Raw genomic sequence first — 19,048 nt, forward strand, 5'->3', positions numbered from 1 at the left:
GAGCGCAGACTCGGACGCCGCCTCAGGTGCGCGGCGTACCGTCCTCGGAGCGCTCCTGCATCTCCGGAGGCGACTCCAGGGTGTGGGTCTTCTGGTCGTAACGACCCTTCAGTTCGTCGATCTTGCTGCGCTTCCACAGCGGCACACCGACGAAGTAGCCGGCACGTCCGATCGCATGGGCAGCCACCGGCGCGGTCAGCAGCAGGAAGCCAATCACCGCGACCGCGCGGGTGGTCACGCCGCCATCACCGAAGTAGACGGCGACCCCGACCATCATCAGGCCGGCTCCCAGCACCCCCGCCTTGGTCGTCGAGTGCAGGCGCATCGGCAGGTCCGGCATGCGCACAAGGCCCAGCGCCGCCACCATCATGAAGGCCGCACCCGCCACCAGAAACAGTCCAGTGAAGAACTCAGTCATCGTCGCGATGCCCCCCTTTCTCCAGGTAGCGGGCAAAGCCGACCGCCGCAAGGAACGCAGTCAGCGCGAGCACCATGGCCACGTCGATGAATGGCGTCCGCCCGCTGGAGACGACGTAGACCGAGATGAAGCCGATGGTCAGTGACGCGATCAGCTCCAGTGCCACGACGCGGTCCGGCAGCGTCGGCCCCAGGTACAGCCGCCAGAACCCCAGCAGCAGCGCGATACTCAGCAGCCCGTTGGCAGCAATGATGGCGATATCGAACATCGAACCTCCCCGCGACTAGCGCAGGACCTCCAGGGCGCGGTGTTCCAGGTACTTGATCGAACGAATCACCTCTTCCCGGTCCTCGATGTACATCACGTGGATATAGAGCACCTTCTTGTCGGTGGATACGTCCAGGCTCAGCGTCCCCGGGGTCAACGAGATCAGGTTGGCGACAATGGTAATCTCGCCATCGGTCTCGGCATCCAGCGGAAAGGCGATCACGCCCGGCACCATGTGGTGGGTCGGTGTCATCACGTCATACGCCACCTTCAGGTTGGAGACGAACAGCTCCTTGAGGAAGAAGCCCACAAAGCCGATGAACCTCGGCACCCGCTGCGCATAGGTGGCGAATGCCGGTTTATCGCGCAGCGCGAAGGCCAGCAGCACGTAACCGAGAAAGAACCCCGCCAGCAGGTTGCCGGTCGTAAACGTCCCGGTCAGGAAGACCCAGATCAGGGCCAGCGCGATGTTCCAGGTCAAGGCGATCATTCCTGCACCCCCAGCACCGCCTCGATGTACTGCGACGGATCCAGCAGCTGTTCGGCCGACATCGCCGCCATCTGGTAGATCGGCTCGCCGTACAGGCCGATGGCCACGGTCATCAGTGCGAGCATAATGACCGGGATCCACATCCAGATCATCGGGCCGGAGGTCACGTCATCCGTCTCCACGCCTTCCGGCTGCGTCTTCCAGAACACCTCGGCCCAGATCTTGACCATCGAGTACAGGGTCAGCAGGCCCACCACCAGCGCGACGGCCACCACCCAGTACGCCTCGGCCTCGATGCCCGCCCGGATAATGATGAACTTGGCGAAGAAACCCGACAGTGGCGGCAGCCCGGCCAGCGACAGCGCCGGGATCAGAAACAGCACGCCCAGTATCGGATGACTGCGGTAGATGCCACCCATCTGCTTCAGATCGTGGGTGCCCTTCATCACGAAGGTGATCCCGCTGATCAGGAACAGATTCGCCTTCACGATGATGTGGTGCATGATGTAGAACACCCCGCCGACCAGCGCCAGCGGCGTGAACAGCGCGAGCCCCATGATCATGTAGCCGATCTGGCTGATGATGTGGAACGACAGGATGCGCCGGAATTCGTAATGCGCCGCTGCCCCGAGCACGCCGGTCAGCATGGTCGCGGCCGCGACCCACAGCAGGATCTCGTGGGTATAATCCACCTCCTGGTTGAAGAACAGGGTGAACACCCGGAACAGCGCGTACACGCCGACCTTGGTCAGCAGGCCCGCGAACAGCGCGGAGACCGCGACCTTGGGCGTGTGATAGGAGGCCGGCAACCAGAAAAAGAACGGGAAGGCCGCCGCCTTCACCCCGAACGCCACCAGGTACAGCATGGCGATCACGGTGATCAGCCCGGTGTCCTCCACCGTAGACAGCTTGTCGCCGATGTCCGCCATGTTCAGCGTGCCGGTCAGCCCATAGGTCAGGCCGATCGCGGTCAGGAAGATCATCGACGAGAACAGGTTCAGGGTGACGTACTTGATCGCCCCCTCCATCTGCGCCCGCTCACCGCCCAGGATCAGCAGGGCGAACGACGCGACCAGCATCACCTCGAACCACACGTAGAGGTTGAAGATGTCGCCGGTCAGGAAGGCGCCGTTCACCCCCGCCAGCAGCAGGTGCAGCAACGGGTAATAGCCGAATTTCTCCGACATCTTCCCGATGCCCGAAAGCGAATACATCGCCGTGGCAAAACCGATGATGCCCGTCAGCACCACCATGATCGCGGCCAGCATGTCGGAGACCAGCACAATACCGAACGGAGCGGGCCAGGAACCCACTTCCATCACCACATGCCCGTGCTCCCAGGTATCGGCCAGCAGCCAGACGCTGACCGCCAGCATCGCGCCGGTGCCCAGCACACCCAGCGCGCGCTGGGCGAAATGCGAACGCCAGAAAACCACCGACAGCGCGCCGAACAACAGCGGCAGCAGGACCGGCAGGACCACGGACATCATCATCGATCGGTGTCCTTCATCTGGTCCATATCGTCGGCCTGCACCACCTCGTAGGCGCGGTGGATCAGCACCACGGCAAACGCCAGCACGCCGAAGCCGATCACGATCGCGGTCAGGATCAACGCCTGGGCCAGCGGATCGGCGGAGACCCCCTCGGGCACGGTGTCGCCGGGCGAGATCAACGGCGGCGCGCCCGGCATCATCCCGGCCACGGTGAAGATCAGCAGGTTGGCGGCATTCGACAGCAGCACCAGCCCGATCACCAGCTTCACGATCGAGCGGCGCAGCATCATGTACGTGGCCGCAGCGTAGAGGCCGCCGACCACAAAGGCCATGACGACTTCCATTACTCCTCCGCCTCCGCGAGATTCAGCATGATGGTCAGCACCGAGCCGATCACCACCAGGTACACCCCGATATCGAAGATCAGCACGGTGGAGAGCTTCATCTCGCCGAACAGCGGCGCGGTAAACTCCCACCACTGAGCGGTAAAGAAGGCCTGTCCCCGAAACATCCCCGGGATGGCGCTGATCACGGCCAGCAGCATGCCCGTGCCCAGTACGTCACGCGGATCCACCCGCAGCACCTGGCGCGCCGCCTGGACATCCATCGAGAACAGGTACAGCACGATGGCCGCGGCCGCGACCAGCCCGCCGATGAATCCACCGCCCGGCTCGTCATGGCCACGCAGCAGCAGGAACACGGAGAACAGCAGCAGCAGCGGCAGCAGGAAATGTCCCGCCGTGCGCAGGATCAGGGAATGCATGTTCATCGGCGGTCCTCCGCGCGGAAATGCAGCATGGCATACACCCCGATGGCCGCCAGCGCCAGCACGAAGATCTCGCCCAGGGTATCCAGCGCACGGAAATCGACCAGCACGACATTGACGATGTTGCGGCCGTAACCGGAAGGCATCGACTCGTCGATGAAGTACTGCGAAATGGAGTCGAACAGCCGCGCGTCCAGGGTGCTCAGGATCAGCAGCGTGATCATGCCCCCCATCACCAGCGCGATGCCGGCGTCCCGTATGTGCAGCCCGGTGGACGACAGGTTCAGGAAGCCCGGCAGGCGGAACAGCACCAGCACCAGAAGGATCACGGTCAGGGTCTCGACCAGCACCTGGGTGATGCCGACATCCGCCGCGCTGTAGAGCACGTAGATCAGCGCCACGGTAAAGCCCATTGAACCGAGGGCCACCACCGCCCCCAGGCGCGACCGGGTGAGCACCGCGAAGAGCATGGAGGACACCAGGATCGTCAGGATCGCGATCTCGTGGATCTGCAGCGCGGCCCAGTCGATCTGCCCGACGGCAACGTCGAACAGCTGCGCCGTCACCCCGACCAGGCCCGCGGTCATCGTGACAATCACGATCACGTAGTAGCGCAGATAACCATTCTGCAGCACGCGCGTCTGCCATTCGGACAGCGCCACCAGGCCATCCATCATCTTGAAGTAACCCTTCTCCGGGCCGTACTCGGCCGCGCGGTCCACCCAGGCCAGCGCATGCCGCGCCTGTTCCCAGCGCCAGAACAGAACACCACCGGCGACCAGGCTGAACGCGGAGATCGCCAGTGGCCAGTTGAGCCCGTGCCACAGCGCCAGATAGCCGTCTACCGGCGCACCCTGCACGCTGGCTGCCGCGGCGTTGATCAGGCCCTCGTCCGCCAGCCCCGGCCCGAGACCGAAGATCAGGCCCAGGCTCGCGAGCACGGCCGGGCCGGCCAGCATGGCCACCGGTGCCTCGTGATGCGGTGTCCTGGGCGTGTCGACCTTGGCCCCGAACCAGGGGCGGATCCCCACGATTGCGGCCACCGCGACCCCGAGGATCGCCGTCAATACCGCCAGCAGGCCAAGGATGCCGCCCAGGCTCGGGGCGTCGAGTACCGCCTCCAGCATCAACTCCTTGGCGACGAAGCCGAACAGCGGGATCACACCACCGAGCGAAAGCGCAGCGAGGATAGTGAACGCGGCGGTGACGGGCAGCGCGCTGCGAAGCCCCCCGGTTTGCAGGAAGTCCTTGGCCCCGGCCTCGTGATCCAGGATGCCGGCGACCAGGAACAGCGCGCCCTTGTACAGCGAATGCGCCAGAAGGAAGGCCATCGCCGCCATCAAGGCGGTTTCGGTGCCAATCCCGATCAACATGGTCAGCGTACCCAGCGCCATCACGGTGGAATACGCCAGAACCTTCTTCACGCCGGTCGAGCGGAAGGCCAGGAAGACGCCGGTGAACATGGTCACCGCGCCGAACAGTGCCAGTAGGGTGAACCAGATGTCGGTGCCCCCCAGCGAGGGATTCAGGCGCGCCATCAGGTACACGCCCGCCTTCACCATGGTGGCCGAGTGGAGGTAGGCGGAGACCGGGGTCGGCGCCGCCATCGCGTTGGGCAGCCAGAAATGGAACGGGACCTGGGCCGACTTGGTGAACGCCCCCAGCAGGATCAGGATCAGCAATGGCAAGTACAGCGCGTGCTCGCGAACCGCGTCGCCATTGTTGAGGATCTCGGACAGCTCCCAGGAGCCGCCGGCCAGCGCCAGCATGACGATCCCGGCCAGCAGCGCCAGTCCGCCGCCCGCCGTGACAAAGAGCCCCTGCAACGCGTACTTCCGCGCGTCCGCGCTCTCGTGGTTATAGCCGATCAGCAGGTAGGACGTGATGCTGGTCAGCTCCCAGAACACGAACATCGCGACCAGGTTGTCCGCCAGCACCAGCCCCAGCATGGAGCCCATGAAGGCAAGGATGATCACATAGAAGCGCCCGAGGTCCCGGTCTCCCTCAAGGTAACGCCCGGCATAGGTGACGATGAAAAAGCCGATGCCCGAGATCAGCAGCGCGAACAACAGCGACAGCCCATCCACCAGGAACGAAAGCTGAATATCCAGCCCGGGCAGCCACGGCCAGGCGAGCACGATGGACTCGCCGCTGGAGACCGCCGGCAGGAAGCTGAGGAAATAAACGAACAACGCCGCCGGCAAAAGGCCCAGCACCCAGCCACTGGCGCGACCGGTCCGGCGGTGGACCACGGGGGCAAATCCCGCGACCAGGAACGTTGAGAGAATCGCGTAGAGCATCCGGCCAGCTCAGTCCTTTTGGTTCCGGGCCAAGGACGCGGCCAGGGGCCACGCTTAAAGGGTCCTTCCGTCGCGAGCGAGACAGGCCGGACGGGACCTGCACCCGCCCTTCTCGAACGGTCGCGGAAGCCTACTGACTTGGGTGGGACCGCGCAAGAAACTTGATGTTCCTCGCAACGATCCTTATCCGGAGGGCGAAATGCCGGTCAGACCCAGTCGCTGCGGCGCCGGCGTGTCGGGATCCGGGTCAGGATGATGCCCAGGATCACGGAACCCACCGTCACGAGCGCCCCGGTCATGAACCACTTGCGCTGGCTGTCTGCCTGCATCACCTCGACCTGACGACGGTACTCGTCGGCGGAATCACGCGCCTCGATCAACTCCTGCTCCAGCCGCCGGTTCTCGCGCTGGATCTCCTGCGGGCGCTCGGCAATGTCGCGTAACTCCTCCAGTTCCGATTCCATGTCCGTGATCTGTGCCTGAAGTTCATCGCGCTCGGTCGTCAGCTCGTTGCGCTGATCCAGCAGTTCCGCGATCCGGCCCTCCTGGTCATCCGCGCCCGAGCGGATCTCGGCGAGTTCGGCCTCGACCTCCGCCAGGCGTTCGCGGGAATGCGGCTCGTCCTGCAGGTAGCGGGTCAGGATCCAGGCCTCGTTCCCGCTGGGCAGGCGCACCCGGCTCCAGCCGTCATCGGATTGTTCCATCACGGTGACCGGCTGCCCGGAACGCACGGAACTCACAATGCGGTTCTGATTCGACGGACCACCGCGCACCCCGATCTCGAGTTCCTCGCTGACGTATCGTGTCTCCTGCGCGGTCGCGCCGGTCCAGGCCACCATCAGCAACCCGCCCAGGATCAGCACCATCGCACGCATCGGCCACCCATTCATCGTCATGTCTGTTGCCATCTCTTGATTCGTCAGGGAACAATGGCGCTGCATTCTACAGCGGTACAGGTCGGGCGCGCGCCGGGGGGTTGATGCAGTTCACATAACGCCCGGCGAATCCCTCACATGAACTGCTCGCGCACCGCGCGCGCCGGGAACGTGACCAGGTCAAAGGCCACCGGCAACAGCCTGCGGATCTGGACCGCGGCCACCGCCAGCAGGTACAGGATGCCGGCCAGCACAGCAAGAAACAGGCTGACAAGCCCGCCCAGCATCACGCGCGTCGCCTGCATGACACCCACCAGCCAGACAGGGGCCAGCGCTACGATCAGGGGGATAACCAGCCCCAGAAGTGCCCCCACCGACTGCTCGAACAAATCCAGCGTCGCCGGCGGCGCCGGATCACCTGCCAGCAGGGTATCGACCAGCTCCTGACGATAGGCCACCCATTCCAGGTGAAAACCGCCCAGCCCCGACACCAGCGCGACTGTGGCCAGCACGGCCGCAGCCACCACCACCAGGGCACGCCGCACCCCCTCGCTCCCGTCCATCAGGGCCTGCGGCAGGAGCCGCGAGACACCGCGGGCCTCGGCCAGCAACCAGCCACAGACCGCCGCGGCCCCGAGCAGGAGTGCGATCACCAGGCCCGGGAAGGCCACGCCAGCGGTCTCCATCGACTCTGGAAACTGCGTCCCCAGGGCCGGGTCAAACAAGCGCTGGTACACGATCACTGCGACCCCGGTCAGGACCAGTCCGGCCGCGCCCTGCAACCACTGGCTGCCCGCCTGGGCATACGCCGGCAACTGACGCCGCGCCGGATGGTACCCGTTCTCGCAACGGGACAGGCCGTTGTCCAGTCGTTCACCCTGGCGTTGCAAGTCCGCCAGACGGCGGTGCACCTGCTCCAGGCGTCCGGTCAACTCGTGCAGCGGGGCCTCCAGACGCCGACGGGCCGACAACAAGCCCTGCGCCATCTGCCGGTGCTCCTCCATGCCCAGCCGGGCGATCCGCAGGACCGTCTCCTGCATGTCCTGCACCAGGCGCTGCCCCTGCGGGCTGTCGCTGACCGGCGTACGGACCAGGGCCTCCAGCCGGCTGACCCAGCCCGGCTCGGCGGAAAGCCGCCCCTCGTCGCGGGCGTAGGCGTCCTCCAGTTGCCGCAACGTCTCGTGAACCTGCTGGCGCAAATCGGGAATCTCGGCGAGGTCGTGGCCGACCAGGCGGGCATAACGACGTTCCAAGGCATGGACCGCGACATGGACGCGTTCGGCTTCCAGCCGCGCCAGATGGGCATGGTGCCAGCGCAGGGTCGCATCGCGCAGGTGCAGCACCTGGCGGCGCAGGGCACAGACCAGACGGGTCAGTCCGCCCGTTACGCCGACCAGCAAACGGCGCAATGGCCGTCGCGCCAGATCCAGCACCACGATCGCGACAACAACCCCCAGTATCCACAGCAATACAGTGACGGCCACGACTACCCCTTGCTTGTTGTTCTTTGAGGCATGGTCCGTGCCCGCCGCGTCCGGCGCAACTCCGGGCCCGAAAAACCGGCTGCACAATTTTGTCCTATCGTTCCGGTCCCTCCCGCCGAATGCACGGACCGCTCTCAAGTTTGGGCAGCCCACGCCGATACCCCGGTTAAATCCCCGGAGACCCCGCGATGCTCAGCCTCGACCTCCTGCCGGCCCCCGTACCGGCCCGCACAGAGAACCCCGCCTGGCTGGACGCCGGCTTTACGGCCGGCTGGCTCCCGGCCTTCCGCCACCGTCGCACCGGCGAGGTCCACGCCAGCCATCTGGAAGACGGGCGCCTCGCCTGCACCCACATCCTGGACACGGTCCCCGCGTCCTGGGTCGCCGAGCGCGACGCCCAGGGTCGCGCCGGGGCCCTGATTGCCGACATCCAGGCCGGCTACCTGCGCGGCGATCGCTTCTTCACCCTCGCGGAACTGCTAAGGTATCCGTCCGACGCCTGATCCAGTAGACGCTGATCGAATCACGCGTTCGCGGCGGCGCAACGCAGGATCGGAGAACAGGGGGCACCAACCCCACAAGTCATTGTAAGCAGGGGCTCGGCCGCTTTGTCGCGCACACAGTGTTGCGGCTCCCTTGTGCAGAATGACTGCACGGCGGTCACCGCGCCCTGTCCGCACGCCAAAGCGACTCGAGCGCGAACGCGCGATTCGATCAGCGTCTCCCTAGGGTCATCAGCGCGCCGCCGAACCCCGCCGCAATTGCTTTTGCCTGCGGGTTTCGGTCCAATACCGGCCTTTTCCCCGAGCGGCGCTCCCATGCAGAAGAACCAGTACGATCGCGACGAACTCCTGGCCTGTGGCTACGGCAACATGTTCGGCCCGGGCAACGCCCAGCTGCCGGTCCCCAACATGCTGATGATGGACCGTGTCCTCGAAATCAACGGCGACGGCGGCCAGTACGGCAAGGGCGAGATGATCGCCGAACTGGATATCAACCCCGACCTCTGGTTCTTCGCCTGCCACTTCCCCGGTGACCCGGTGATGCCCGGCTGCCTCGGCCTCGACGCGATGTGGCAGCTGGTCGGCTTCTATCTGGCCTGGCTCGGCAACCCGGGCCGAGGGCGCGCCCTCGGCGTGGGCGAGGTCAAGTTCACCGGCCAGGTCCTGCCGACCGCCAAGAAGGTCACCTACCATATCGACATGAAGCGCGTGATCGCGCGCAAGCTGGTCCTCGGCATCGGAGACGGCATCGTCAAGGTCGACGGACGCCCGATCTACGAGGCCCACGACCTCCGCGTCGGCCTGTTCACCTCCACCGAAAACTTCTAGACCCCGCCGGCTTCCGCCACCGCCTGCCTGGTGGAGGCTGGGGCCGAACGAAGGCCCGTAAACACCGGATGGTGAACCCGGACCCACCATCCCGCCGGCCAGAAACCGGGCCGACCAGTCAATCCGGCCCAACAGGCGGGCCGAAGGCCTCGCGCAGCCAGAGGCGCAGGGCATCGAAGCCGTGGTCCGCCTGCTCCGAAGGCGGCTGCATCCCTGGCACGAAACCGCGCGCCCGGAACGGCTCCAGCAACTCCGGATCACCCGAAATCACGTGGACCGGTACCGCCCAACTGGTGTCCTGACCGGTAATCAGCGCGGCCGCCGGGTGATCGCCCAGCATGAAGAACAGCGTTTCCTCGTCGGCAAACCGGGCGGCGTAGGCCCCGGTGGCCTCCAGCGAGTAGCGCACCGACTCCGCGTAGTACTCGCGCACACGATCAAAGTCCCGCCACAGCGTCTCCGGCGCGGGCCTCAGGTCGGCCCACTGGTCAAAGATCGCGCCATCCCCGATCGCATCCCAGTCCTCCAGAACCGGCAGGATCGGCGTCCAGGGTGCATGCGAACTGACCAGCGCCAGCATCGCGAAAACCGGGTCTTCCGAGGCCGGACGCACCTCGCGGTCGAAGAACGACCACGTGTACTGGTCCGGCACCGTGACCCAGAAAAATGGCGGCCCGACGTAGTCGAAGTCGTGCTTGTCCACGATCCGGTCCCAGCCGAACCACCGGCCCTCCGGCCAGTCGAGCTGGATCGCCGGCGCGAGCATGACCGTGCGGTGCCCGGTCGTCTGGAAATCCTGCACCAGGGTATCGCGGGGCTCGGCCTGCAACGCGTCGTAGTGCCCGGCGTAGCGGACCTGCAGGCCCGACAGCAACGATGCCTGCGCCAGCCACGACTGGCCGCCGGCAATCGGCGCCTCCAGCACGCCGGTCACCACGTGCAGGCCGGCCGCGTCGAGTTCCTCGCCAATGGACTCGAGCCCTGGCACGATCACGGGCGCATAGCGCTCGTCGAAAGCAGCGGAGACGCCATAGGACTCCACCAGGCCCAGGATCACATCGACCCCGGCGAGTCCCGGTAGCGGCTGTGCCCCGGCCTGCTTACGGCTTTGCTGCAGCCGCGCCCGAAAGGCGCGATTCTCCGCGAGGGCCGCCTGCCCCGCCGCGATCTGCTGCTGCACCATCCCAGCCGCCGGCGCGACCGTTCCGGCGGGCGCCACGTCGCGCATGCCGACGACCGTACCCACCAGGCCAAGCGCCAGCAGCCCGAGGGCAAGGGGCAGCGGCACCCGCCGCACGCCTGCGAAGCGGCTGCCCAGCGCATACAGCCCCCGAGCCGCTCCCCAGATCACCACGATCAGCCCGGCGATCAGGACGATGGCCAGCAACACCGTGGCCAGCGTACCGAGATTCCCGGTCACCAACTGGTACACCGCATCCAGCAGTATCCAGTCCTGGATCAGGTTGAGCGGCCGGGTGAGACTGGCCCGGGTCAGGGCATCGAACAACGCCAACACCACCAGTGCCAGCAGGAGCCCGCCCGCCAGCCACGCCAACCCCCGCGCCAGCCGGCCCGACGGCAGAAGCGCGAACAGGCCTACCAGCAGCACGGCCTCCCAGGCGAGCCAGTACGGTGCAAGCCCCGCAAAGCGCGGGATTTCCAGACCCAGCAGCACCGTATTCAGCGCAACAAGGGTCAGCAGCAATCGCAGCATCGGTGCCCCGGAATCAGCGCCGGGCCGAACCGAAGGTCATTCGCTGCATCACGCCATCCCGACGCACGCGCCAGTGGAACAGCGCCACCGCAATATGGCCGAGCGCCAGGATCAGGATGGCTATCCCCAGCGCCTGGTGCCAACCGAACAGGTTCTCCGAAAGGGCTTCGTTTTCCGGGAACAAGCCCGGCAGGATCAACGGCCCCAGCTGGACCGGATAGCCGCCGGCCGCGGTCGCCCACCATCCGATCACCGGCATCACGATCAGCAGGACATAGAGCAGCCCGTGCACCGCCTCCGAGCCGATCCGCTGCCACCGGGCGAGCGCCACCGCGTAGGCCGGCTTGCCGTGACGCAGCCGCAGCCTGATGCGCACCAGCATCAGCGCCAGAATCAGCACCCCGAAGCTCTTGTGCCAGGTGTAAATGGTGTTGGTCGCATCCTCACCGAAGCGCGCCTGCAACCCCTCGAAACCGAACCAGCCGATGGTCCCGCCCAGACCCAGCGCGCCCAGCACCAATACCGCCACCAGCCAGTGCACCACCCGCTGGCCCCGGCTGTAGCGCGGCCAGACACCGGAATCGTTGGTCGTTTGCATGTCAAAGACCTCCTCGTCGCTTCCTTCCCAGCCTAGGGAATCCCTGATCAATGTACACGCTCGCGTTGGTACCCCAGGTTTCCCGAGACTAGGCGCGTCGCGCAGCGGGTAGTGGTTCTACCCACAAGCGGCGCAACGCAGGATCGGGGAACCTGGGGTGCCAACCCCACAATTCAATAAACGAAGGGGCTCGGCCGCTTTCGCATGCGCACGGCGTTGCGGCTCCCTTGTGCAGAATGACTGCATGGCGGTCACCGCGCGCAGTGGAGTGCGTCACCCGATGGGGTGCTTATAGCGAGTGCCTCGGGGGTCAGATGCAAGGCGCGGTGGCGCCGGCGTAGTGGTGCTACGTCAAGCAAGCGCAACGCCGCAGCTGGCCCCCGAGACTCTCGCCCGAAAAGGGAGCCTCGTACCGCCGCGATCGCGGCGTTGGCGCTCTTGGAAAGGGCTACGGCCATTCCCGGCGAGCGCCGCCTTGCGCTCGAGGCGGTACGAGGCTCTATAAGCACCCCATCGGGTGACGCACTCCACTCCTTCGCACGCGAAAGCGACTCGAGCGTGTACATTGATCAGGGATTCCCTAGCAGTCCACTCCGACGGCCGAACGCCGCGAGTACCCCCAAGGGGGTTATCCGAATGGTCGCGCCGTCGTGGTTCCACGCTACCCTTGTACGGATGAACCACACACCCCGTCGCGAGCCTGTTCGACCTCGAGCGTTCGAACCCGGCCGTATCCGCTGTCTGACCTTCGACCTCGACGATACCCTGTGGCCGGTGATGCCGGTCATCCACCACGCCGAGGCGCGCTTCTACGCCTGGCTGCGCGAGCATGCCCCTGCGATCTGCGAACGCTTTGATGCCGACTCCCTGATCCAGGCGCGCACGGCCTTCATGCGCGCGGCCCCTGACCACGAACGCCACGACCTGACCCGCCTGCGCAAGCGCTGGCTGCGCGAGCTGGCCGAGACCTGTGGCTGCTGCCCGGACCACCTTTCGAGCGAAGGCTTCCACGTGTTCTGGGAGGCACGCAACGAGGTCACGCCCTATCCCGAAGCCGAAAGTATGCTGACGACGCTGTCGCGTCACTTCCGCCTGGGCGCGATCAGCAACGGTAACGCGGATGTCTTTCGCACGCCCCTCGGCCGACACTTCGATTTCGCCATCGCCGCCGGTGAGGCCGGGGCCGCCAAGCCCGATCCACGCATCTTCCACCAGGCCCGCGAACAGGCGGGCGTAACGCCGGACGCCATCCTGCACGTCGGGGACGACAGCACCGCGGACGTCCTGGGAGCACTACAGGCCGGATTCCGCGCCGCCTGGTTCAACCCCGACTCGCTCCCCTGGGAACACGGTCACCCCCGCCCCTGCCTGACGCTCGGCCGCCTCGGCCAGCTGCCCCGGCAACTCGGCATGGAAGCCTGAGCCAACCCGGCCACGGTCCGGGATTGGCTTTGGTCCGCGATTCTTCCAAACTGCGCCCATGATCCCGACCGCCTCCCCGCGTCCATGAAGCTCCTGTGCGTGGGCGACATCCATCTGGGCCGACAGCCGTCGCGCATCCCGCCCGCGGTGGACGAGGCGCTCGGCACCGCAAACCTCGGCCCAGCCGCTGCGTGGCGCCGCAGCGTCGACTACGCCGTGGAACAGGGCATCGACGCGGTGCTGCTGGCCGGCGACGTGGTCGAACAGGAGGACGACTTCTACGAGGCCTACCGCGACCTGAGGGCGGGTGTCGAGCGCCTGACCGAGGCGGGCATCCGGGTACTCGGCGTCGCTGGCAACCATGACGTCCAGGTCCTGCCACGGCTGGCCGAATCCCTGCCGGCCTTCGAGCTGCTGGGGGCCGGCGGGCAGTGGGAAACCCGCGAGCTGCGCGGCCATGATGATCAGCGTCTACGGATTGCGGGCTGGTCGTTCCCCGACGCGCGCGTCACCACCAGTCCGCTGGAAGGCGATTTTCCCGCCCCCACAGACTGCCCCACCCTCGGGCTCCTGCACTGCGATCGTGACCAGTCCCGCAGCCCGCACGCCCCGGTGCGCAGCAGCGACCTCGAGGCCGCCCCGGTCGAGGCCTGGCTACTGGGCCACATCCACCGCCCCGATCCGCTCGCCGCGCCCCGACCGATGGGCTATCTGGGCTCCCTGAGCGGCATGGATCCGGGCGAGCCCGGCCGCCATGGCCCCTGGTGTCTCGAGATCACCCCGGGCGGCGACCTTGCGATCGAGCAGATTCCCCTGGCACCGCTGTACTGGCATACCCTCGAGATCGCCGTGGATGGCCTGCAGCAAGCGGCCGATATCCACCGCCGGGTGACCGAGGCACTGGGAGCCCTCCATGCCGAACTGGAGACCTGGAGCCACAGGCCTGCGGCCGTCGGCTGCCGCCTGCGCTTGACCGGACGCAGCGATCAGCGCCACGCGCTGGAGCGCAGCCTGTACGCCGACGACCCGCGCGCCACACCGCAGGACCTCGGCGGCCGTTTGTATTTCGTCCATGACTGGCGCCTGGAGGCCCTGCCCGCCCGGGACCTGGCGGAACTCGCCGCGGGCAGCGATCCCGCCGCATTGCTGGCCCGCAAGCTCCAGTTGCTGCAAGGTCCGGACAACGCGGCCCGCCGCGAACTCCTGGAGAAGGCCCGGGGCCCGCTCGCCCAGGTGATTCATGACCCGCGTTATCGCGCCCTCGCCCCGGAGGGCCCCGATGACGAGGCGATCGCCCGCCACCTGGAAGCGGCCGCCCTGCACGCCCTTGACCGGCTGCTGCTCCAGCGCGAGAGCGAGACGTGAGGGCCGCATGAGACTGGACTCACTGGATATCGTCCGACTGCCGGGCATCCATCCTGGGTTCCGCCTGGACGCCCTGGGGCCGGGTGTGAACGTGGCCATCGGGCCCAACGCGTCCGGAAAATCGAGCCTCGTGCGCGCCTTGCGAGCCGCCCTGTATACCCAGGAACTGCGCCAGACCGGAGTCCACATCGAGGCGACCTTCGTCGATGCCCAGGGCCCGTTACAGGCCCATCGGCTGGGGACCGACTTGTCCTGGTCCCGCAATGGCGAACGCGTCGAGGCGCCCCCACTGCCGGATCATCGCTTCATCGACTGCTACACCTTGCGCATCGAGGACCTGCTGAACGCCGACCACGGGACCGAGCAGGAGATCGGCCTGCGCCTGGCCCGCGAACTGGCCGGTGGCTACGACCTCCCCGCCCTGCGCGACGATCCCGCGTTGGCCCTGAAGACGACCCACGCCCGTAGCGAGTCCCAGGCGCTGACGGCCGCGGAACAGGAACTGCGCGAACGCCGTCAGCAGCAACGCGGCCTGCAGCACGACGAACAGCGCCTGACCGCCCTGAATGCGCAACGCCAGCAGGCCCAGCGCGCCGCCCACGAGGCCGATCAGTACGAACGCGCCCTGGACCTGCTGGGGGCCCGACGCGAACACCGGGATCTGGAGACCCGGATGGCGTCCTTGCCTCCCGGTCTGGAAAGGCTCCGCGGCGACGAACTGCAACGCCTCGCCCCACTCCAGGACGAGTTGCGGCGCCTGGGACTCGAACAACAACAGGCCCGTGAACGCCTGGAGGACGCCCGCCAGCGCCGCGAGGAAGCCGGACTGGCGGATCCCGAGCTGGATGCGGATCGCGTGGACGATCAACGCCCCGTGGTTCGCAGGCTGCTGGAGCTGGAGAGGGGGCTGGAGCAGACGACAAGGGAGCTGCACGCGGTCCAGGCGACACTGCGCCAGGCAACCGAAGAACTGGGGGGCACGCCAGAGGCGATTCCCGACCTGGACCCCGCCACGCTCCACTCGGTGGAACAGTCCCTGGAGACCCTGCGTGGGCTGCAGGCCGGCATCGCGCAACGAGAAGACGAACTCGCCTCCCTGCCTCCGACTGAGGACACCCTGCCCACCCCCGACACACTGCGACGCGGCCGCGACGAGTTGCTGCACTGGCTGGGGTCCCCGCGCCCCACCCCCTGGACCGGCCTGCGCCGGGTCGCCGCCGGGATCGCCCTGCTCGCGGCGGGCGGCGCCATCGGCACAGCGACGTTGCTGGTACACCCCGCCTTCGCCGTACTCGCGCTCCCGGTCGCCTGGGGCACCTACATCGCCGCTCGCCCGGCGACCGACAACATACCCCGCGAGGCTGCGAAGGCACGCTTCCGCGATACCGGCCTGGCGCTGCCCACGGACTGGGCGGCCGACGCGGTCCGCGAGCGCCTGGCCCATTTGGAGCGCGAATTGGAAACTGCGGAGGGCGCGCGGCGAACGGCGGAGCGCCGCGCTCAACTCGAACGGGAACTGCAAGAGCGGCGCGCCGCCCGCGACCGGGAAGAGGGGCGCCTGAAGGACATTGCCCGGCAGGTCGGCTTCGACCCCGGCTGCATGGATGCCTCGCTGCAGCGCTGGATCCACCTGACCGCGAACCATGACCGGGCCCGCCAGGCCGTGAACGCGGCCCGGGCGGAGCAGGAACGTCTGACAGCCGATCGGGAGGCGACCCGGGAACCCGTCATGGCCTTTCTCGCCCGGTATGCCGTGGCCCCTCCGGACCCCGACCCTTCGGCGGATACCCTGGCCCAACACCTGGACCGTCTCGCCGCCCGGCTGCAGACGCGGGACACCGCGCAGCGGGAGGAGAAGGCCGCCCAGCGCGAACTCGAACGCCTGCAAGCCGACGCGAACCGCACGCGGGAGCAGATCGCCGCCCTGTACGCGGCGACCGGCCTGGAGGATGACGATGAATCGACCCTGCGCGAGAGGCTGCGCCTGTGGCCCGACTGGCAGGAGCTAAGCGAGCAACTGGGTAATGTGCGCGAACGTGAACGCGAACGCCGCCGCCACCTCGAGGACCGCCCGGACCTGCTCGAGGCGGTCGAGGTCGATGCCGCGGAACCCCTGGAATCGCAGCTTCAGACCCTGCGCGACCAGGCGGCGGAACGCGACCGGCTGAGCGAGGAGATCGCCCGCATCGAAGCGGCCATCGACCGCGCCGGCCATGAACGCCAGCTGGAAACCGCCCGCGCCCGCCGCGAATTCGCCCGCGACGCCCTGACGCAGCGACTCGACCAGGCCCTGTTCGCCACGGCCGGAAACTTCCTGCTCGACCAGGTCGAGATGGAACACGAACAGGCGGTGCAGCCCGCCGCCCTGCGCCAGGCCCGCGAATGGTTCCGGCGCTTCACACGGCATCACTACGAACTTCAGTTCTCACCTCATGCCTCGGCCCGGTTCAGCGCCCGCGAGACCGCCAGCGGGGCCACCCGCTCGCTCACCGAACTCTCCAGCGGGACGCGGATGCAGCTTCTGCTCGCCGTACGCATCGCCTTTGCGCTGGAGGCCGAACGCGGGCGCAGCGCGCTCCCGCTCATCCTCGACGAGGCGCTGGGCACGGCGGACCCGGACCGCTTCCGGGCAGTGGCCGAAAGCCTGCAGGCACTGGCCCACGAGGCCGGCCGCCAGGTCTTCTACCTGACCGCCCAGCCCGAAGACGCGCGTTACTGGCAGGCACAGGAGTCCAGCGTCGAGATCATCGACCTGGCCGCACGCCGCTGGGGACAGCAAGCGCTCGGTAGCCACGAGCAGCTGGGCCTTCCGGAACCCGAAGCGGTACCCGCCCCCGGCAGCGACGCACCCGAGGACTACGCGCAGCGGATTGGGGGCATTCCCCTGATCGACCCCTGGCAGGATCCGGCCGGTATCCATCTGTTTCACCTGCTGCGGGACCGTCTGGAACTGTTGCAGCGCCTGCTGGAGCTGGGGGTGGATCGCCTGGGCGCGCTGGAATCCCTGCTACAAGGCCCCGCCGACTCCCTGCTGGAACCCCCGGAATGCCAGACGCTGCAGGCCCGTAGTGACGCCGCGCGCGCCTGGACTCGCGCCTGGCGCCAGGGTCGCGGCCGCCCGGTAGACCGCGAGGCCCTGGAGGCCTCCGAAGCCGTCAGTGCGACCTTCATCGACGCCGTCTCCGACCTGGCGACCCAGCTGAATGGCAACGGCGAACAGCTCCTGCGCGAACTGGAGAACGGTACGGTCAAGCGCTTCCAGAGCAGTGCCCGCGAACGGCTGTCCGAATGGCTCACCGACAACGGCTATATCGATCCGAACACAATCCTGACCGAGACCGAGCTCGAACACCGCGTGATCGCGACCCTCAAACCGCACCACTCCACACCGGAGCGGGCCATCACCGAAGGCCAGGCCCTGGCCCGCGCCCTGCAAGCCGGCTTGCGCCCGCCCGCCTGAACGGCACAGGGAAGGAAACTCCGGGCACCCCCTTGCCCTGCTTCGTGCGCTCGCCCCCACGACAGTGTTTCGGTGCTATTGTGGAGAGACGACGCTTCGTGAACCCGCCTCGCTGGCGACACCCCGATGGAGACCCTGCTGCCCTATGGCCAAACCGAACTACCAATACGAAAAGCGCCAGCGCGAGCTGAAAAAAGCCGCCAAGCAGGAAGAAAAACGCCAGCAGAAACGGGCACGCAATCAGCCGGATGACCCATCCGACGCCCCAGAGGACCCACCCCATGAAGACCATGGATCGTAAGCGCGACAGCAAGAAGAAGGCCGAAAAGACACTGATGGAGAAACGCGCCGCCCAGGCGGAGAAGCGCAAGCCCAAGGTCTTTCTGCCCTGACCCAACCGTTTTGGAACGCAGACGCCGGCCTCCGGGGTTCTCCCCAGGTCGGCGTCTTTCGTTTCGCCAACCCCGTACGCGCTTATGAAAATCCCCAAGATCCTCCAGCCGCTGGTCGAAGACGGCGTCATTGATACCGTCCTCGGGCAGCTGCAAAGCGGCAAGGAGGCCAACATCTACCTCGTCCGCAGCGGCGGTGCGACACGCTGTGCCAAGGCGTACAAGGAAGCCAAGCATCGCGGCTTCCACAAACTGGCCGAGTATCAGGAAGGCCGCAAGGTCCGCGGCAGCCGCGATGCGCGGGCCATGGCCCGACGTGGGCGTCACGGCCGCGAGGTCGAGGAGACGCAGTGGAAGAACGCGGAAGTCGAGGCGCTCTACCGCCTTGCCGACGCGGGCGTTCGAGTGCCCGTCCCCTACGGCGTATTCGACCGCGTCCTGTTGATGGAACTGGTGCTGGACGCCGAAGGCAACACCGCACCCCAGCTGCACGAAGTCGAACTGGACCTCGAGACGGCTCGCGCGTGGTTCGCATTCATGATCCGCCAGATCCAGCGCATGCTGTGCGCCGGCCTGATCCATGGGGACCTGTCCGAGTACAACGTGCTGGTGGACGCGCACGGGCCCGTCATCATCGACCTCCCCCAGGCTGTCAACGCCGCCGGCAACAACA

17 protein-coding genes are annotated in these 19,048 nt (G+C 67.0%); 6 read left to right on the plus strand and 11 right to left on the minus strand.

The annotated features are described in order from the left end of the window. Positions 1 to 22: 22 nt before the first annotated feature. The 9 genes from mnhG to ACESLR_RS03830 all read right to left on the minus strand — a co-directional run bounded on the left by mnhG (position 23) and on the right by ACESLR_RS03830 (position 8,078). The gene (mnhG, locus tag ACESLR_RS03790; protein ID WP_373024472.1) at positions 23 to 418 is read right to left on the minus strand and encodes a monovalent cation/H(+) antiporter subunit G; all 396 of its coding nucleotides are present in this window, start codon (positions 416 to 418) and stop codon (positions 23 to 25) included. Then, complete coding sequence (locus ACESLR_RS03795) at positions 411 to 686, minus strand: cation:proton antiporter (protein WP_373024473.1); 276 nt, start codon at positions 684 to 686, stop codon at positions 411 to 413. Before ACESLR_RS03795 ends, mnhG begins: the two co-directional genes overlap by 8 nt. 15 nt (positions 687 to 701) lie before the next feature. After that, the gene (locus ACESLR_RS03800; protein ID WP_373024474.1) at positions 702 to 1,175 is read right to left on the minus strand and encodes a Na+/H+ antiporter subunit E; all 474 of its coding nucleotides are present in this window, start codon (positions 1,173 to 1,175) and stop codon (positions 702 to 704) included. Further along, on the minus strand, positions 1,172 to 2,668 hold the full coding sequence (locus ACESLR_RS03805) for a Na+/H+ antiporter subunit D (protein ID WP_373024475.1): 1,497 nt from the start codon (positions 2,666 to 2,668) through the stop codon (positions 1,172 to 1,174). The genes ACESLR_RS03800 and ACESLR_RS03805 overlap by 4 nt, the downstream gene beginning before the upstream one ends. After that, entirely contained in the window at positions 2,665 to 3,012 is a 348-nt protein-coding gene (locus ACESLR_RS03810; RefSeq protein WP_373024476.1) for a Na+/H+ antiporter subunit C, read from the minus strand. Before ACESLR_RS03810 ends, ACESLR_RS03805 begins: the two co-directional genes overlap by 4 nt. Next, positions 3,012 to 3,437 carry a Na+/H+ antiporter subunit B gene (locus ACESLR_RS03815; protein WP_373024477.1) on the minus strand — a complete coding sequence of 142 codons (426 nt, stop codon included), beginning with the start codon at positions 3,435 to 3,437 and terminating at the stop codon, positions 3,012 to 3,014. The genes ACESLR_RS03810 and ACESLR_RS03815 overlap by 1 nt, the downstream gene beginning before the upstream one ends. Continuing rightward, positions 3,434 to 5,734, minus strand: a complete 2,301-nt coding sequence (locus ACESLR_RS03820) for a putative monovalent cation/H+ antiporter subunit A (protein ID WP_373024478.1) — start codon at positions 5,732 to 5,734, stop codon at positions 3,434 to 3,436. The genes ACESLR_RS03815 and ACESLR_RS03820 overlap by 4 nt, the downstream gene beginning before the upstream one ends. Positions 5,735 to 5,940: 206 nt before the next feature. Beyond that, the gene (locus ACESLR_RS03825) at positions 5,941 to 6,642 is read right to left on the minus strand and encodes a TIGR04211 family SH3 domain-containing protein (protein ID WP_373024479.1); all 702 of its coding nucleotides are present in this window, start codon (positions 6,640 to 6,642) and stop codon (positions 5,941 to 5,943) included. 101 nt (positions 6,643 to 6,743) lie between these two features. Continuing rightward, complete coding sequence (locus ACESLR_RS03830; protein ID WP_373024492.1) at positions 6,744 to 8,078, minus strand: hypothetical protein; 1,335 nt, start codon at positions 8,076 to 8,078, stop codon at positions 6,744 to 6,746. 203 nt (positions 8,079 to 8,281) lie between these two features. Between ACESLR_RS03830 and ACESLR_RS03835 the strand changes: the two genes are divergently transcribed. Further along, entirely contained in the window at positions 8,282 to 8,596 is a 315-nt protein-coding gene (locus ACESLR_RS03835; protein WP_373024480.1) for a hypothetical protein, read from the plus strand. Positions 8,597 to 8,911: 315 nt separating this feature from the next. Next, positions 8,912 to 9,424: a 3-hydroxyacyl-[acyl-carrier-protein] dehydratase FabA gene (fabA, locus tag ACESLR_RS03840; protein ID WP_373024482.1), complete on the plus strand. Its 513-nt coding sequence runs from the start codon at positions 8,912 to 8,914 to the stop codon at positions 9,422 to 9,424. Positions 9,425 to 9,542: 118 nt separating this feature from the next. On the opposite strand, the gene ACESLR_RS03845 is transcribed toward fabA, so the two are convergent. Together ACESLR_RS03845 and ACESLR_RS03850 are read right to left on the minus strand one after the other, a co-directional pair. Further along, complete coding sequence (locus tag ACESLR_RS03845; protein ID WP_373066675.1) at positions 9,543 to 11,138, minus strand: hypothetical protein; 1,596 nt, start codon at positions 11,136 to 11,138, stop codon at positions 9,543 to 9,545. A gap of 13 nt (positions 11,139 to 11,151) precedes the next feature. Next, positions 11,152 to 11,736 (minus strand): cytochrome b, encoded by a 585-nt coding sequence (locus tag ACESLR_RS03850; RefSeq protein ID WP_373024484.1) that lies wholly within the window; start codon positions 11,734 to 11,736, stop codon positions 11,152 to 11,154. 675 nt (positions 11,737 to 12,411) lie between these two features. On the opposite strand from ACESLR_RS03850, the gene ACESLR_RS03855 reads away from it, so the two are divergent. The 4 genes from ACESLR_RS03855 to ACESLR_RS03870 all read left to right on the plus strand — a co-directional run. Beyond that, positions 12,412 to 13,158, plus strand: coding sequence for an HAD family hydrolase (locus tag ACESLR_RS03855; protein WP_373024485.1), 747 nt, complete (start codon positions 12,412 to 12,414; stop codon positions 13,156 to 13,158). A gap of 84 nt (positions 13,159 to 13,242) precedes the next feature. Then, a complete protein-coding gene (locus tag ACESLR_RS03860) occupies positions 13,243 to 14,523 on the plus strand; it encodes an exonuclease SbcCD subunit D (RefSeq protein ID WP_373024486.1) in 1,281 nt (426 codons plus the stop codon). Between the two features lie 7 nt (positions 14,524 to 14,530). After that, positions 14,531 to 17,983, plus strand: coding sequence for a hypothetical protein (locus ACESLR_RS03865; protein ID WP_373066679.1), 3,453 nt, complete (start codon positions 14,531 to 14,533; stop codon positions 17,981 to 17,983). A gap of 476 nt (positions 17,984 to 18,459) precedes the next feature. Continuing rightward, positions 18,460 to 19,048, plus strand: a 589-nt coding sequence (locus ACESLR_RS03870) for an RIO1 family regulatory kinase/ATPase (RefSeq protein WP_373024488.1), incomplete at its 3' end; no start/stop codon positions are given.

The organism is Thioalkalivibrio sp. (genome assembly GCF_041685615.1).
Taxonomy (GTDB): Bacteria; Pseudomonadota; Gammaproteobacteria; order Ectothiorhodospirales; family Ectothiorhodospiraceae; genus Thioalkalivibrio.

What these genes read in the sequence shown, in the direction of transcription:
- mnhG (WP_373024472.1), bottom strand. Translation starts at nt 418, where the DNA reads ATGACTGAGTTCTTCACTGGACTGTTTCTGGTGGCGGGTGCGGCCTTC.
- ACESLR_RS03860 (WP_373024486.1), top strand. Translation starts at nt 13,243, where the DNA reads ATGAAGCTCCTGTGCGTGGGCGACATCCATCTGGGCCGACAGCCGTCG.
- ACESLR_RS03825 (WP_373024479.1), bottom strand. Translation starts at nt 6,642, where the DNA reads ATGGCAACAGACATGACGATGAATGGGTGGCCGATGCGTGCGATGGTG.
- fabA (WP_373024482.1), top strand. Translation starts at nt 8,912, where the DNA reads ATGCAGAAGAACCAGTACGATCGCGACGAACTCCTGGCCTGTGGCTAC.
- ACESLR_RS03865 (WP_373066679.1), top strand. Translation starts at nt 14,531, where the DNA reads ATGAGACTGGACTCACTGGATATCGTCCGACTGCCGGGCATCCATCCT.
- ACESLR_RS03795 (WP_373024473.1), bottom strand. Translation starts at nt 686, where the DNA reads ATGTTCGATATCGCCATCATTGCTGCCAACGGGCTGCTGAGTATCGCG.
- ACESLR_RS03850 (WP_373024484.1), bottom strand. Translation starts at nt 11,736, where the DNA reads ATGCAAACGACCAACGATTCCGGTGTCTGGCCGCGCTACAGCCGGGGC.
- ACESLR_RS03815 (WP_373024477.1), bottom strand. Translation starts at nt 3,437, where the DNA reads ATGAACATGCATTCCCTGATCCTGCGCACGGCGGGACATTTCCTGCTG.
- ACESLR_RS03810 (WP_373024476.1), bottom strand. Translation starts at nt 3,012, where the DNA reads ATGGAAGTCGTCATGGCCTTTGTGGTCGGCGGCCTCTACGCTGCGGCC.
- ACESLR_RS03845 (WP_373066675.1), bottom strand. Translation starts at nt 11,138, where the DNA reads ATGCTGCGATTGCTGCTGACCCTTGTTGCGCTGAATACGGTGCTGCTG.
- ACESLR_RS03805 (WP_373024475.1), bottom strand. Translation starts at nt 2,668, where the DNA reads ATGATGATGTCCGTGGTCCTGCCGGTCCTGCTGCCGCTGTTGTTCGGC.
- ACESLR_RS03800 (WP_373024474.1), bottom strand. Translation starts at nt 1,175, where the DNA reads ATGATCGCCTTGACCTGGAACATCGCGCTGGCCCTGATCTGGGTCTTC.
- ACESLR_RS03820 (WP_373024478.1), bottom strand. Translation starts at nt 5,734, where the DNA reads ATGCTCTACGCGATTCTCTCAACGTTCCTGGTCGCGGGATTTGCCCCC.
- ACESLR_RS03835 (WP_373024480.1), top strand. Translation starts at nt 8,282, where the DNA reads ATGCTCAGCCTCGACCTCCTGCCGGCCCCCGTACCGGCCCGCACAGAG.
- ACESLR_RS03855 (WP_373024485.1), top strand. Translation starts at nt 12,412, where the DNA reads ATGAACCACACACCCCGTCGCGAGCCTGTTCGACCTCGAGCGTTCGAA.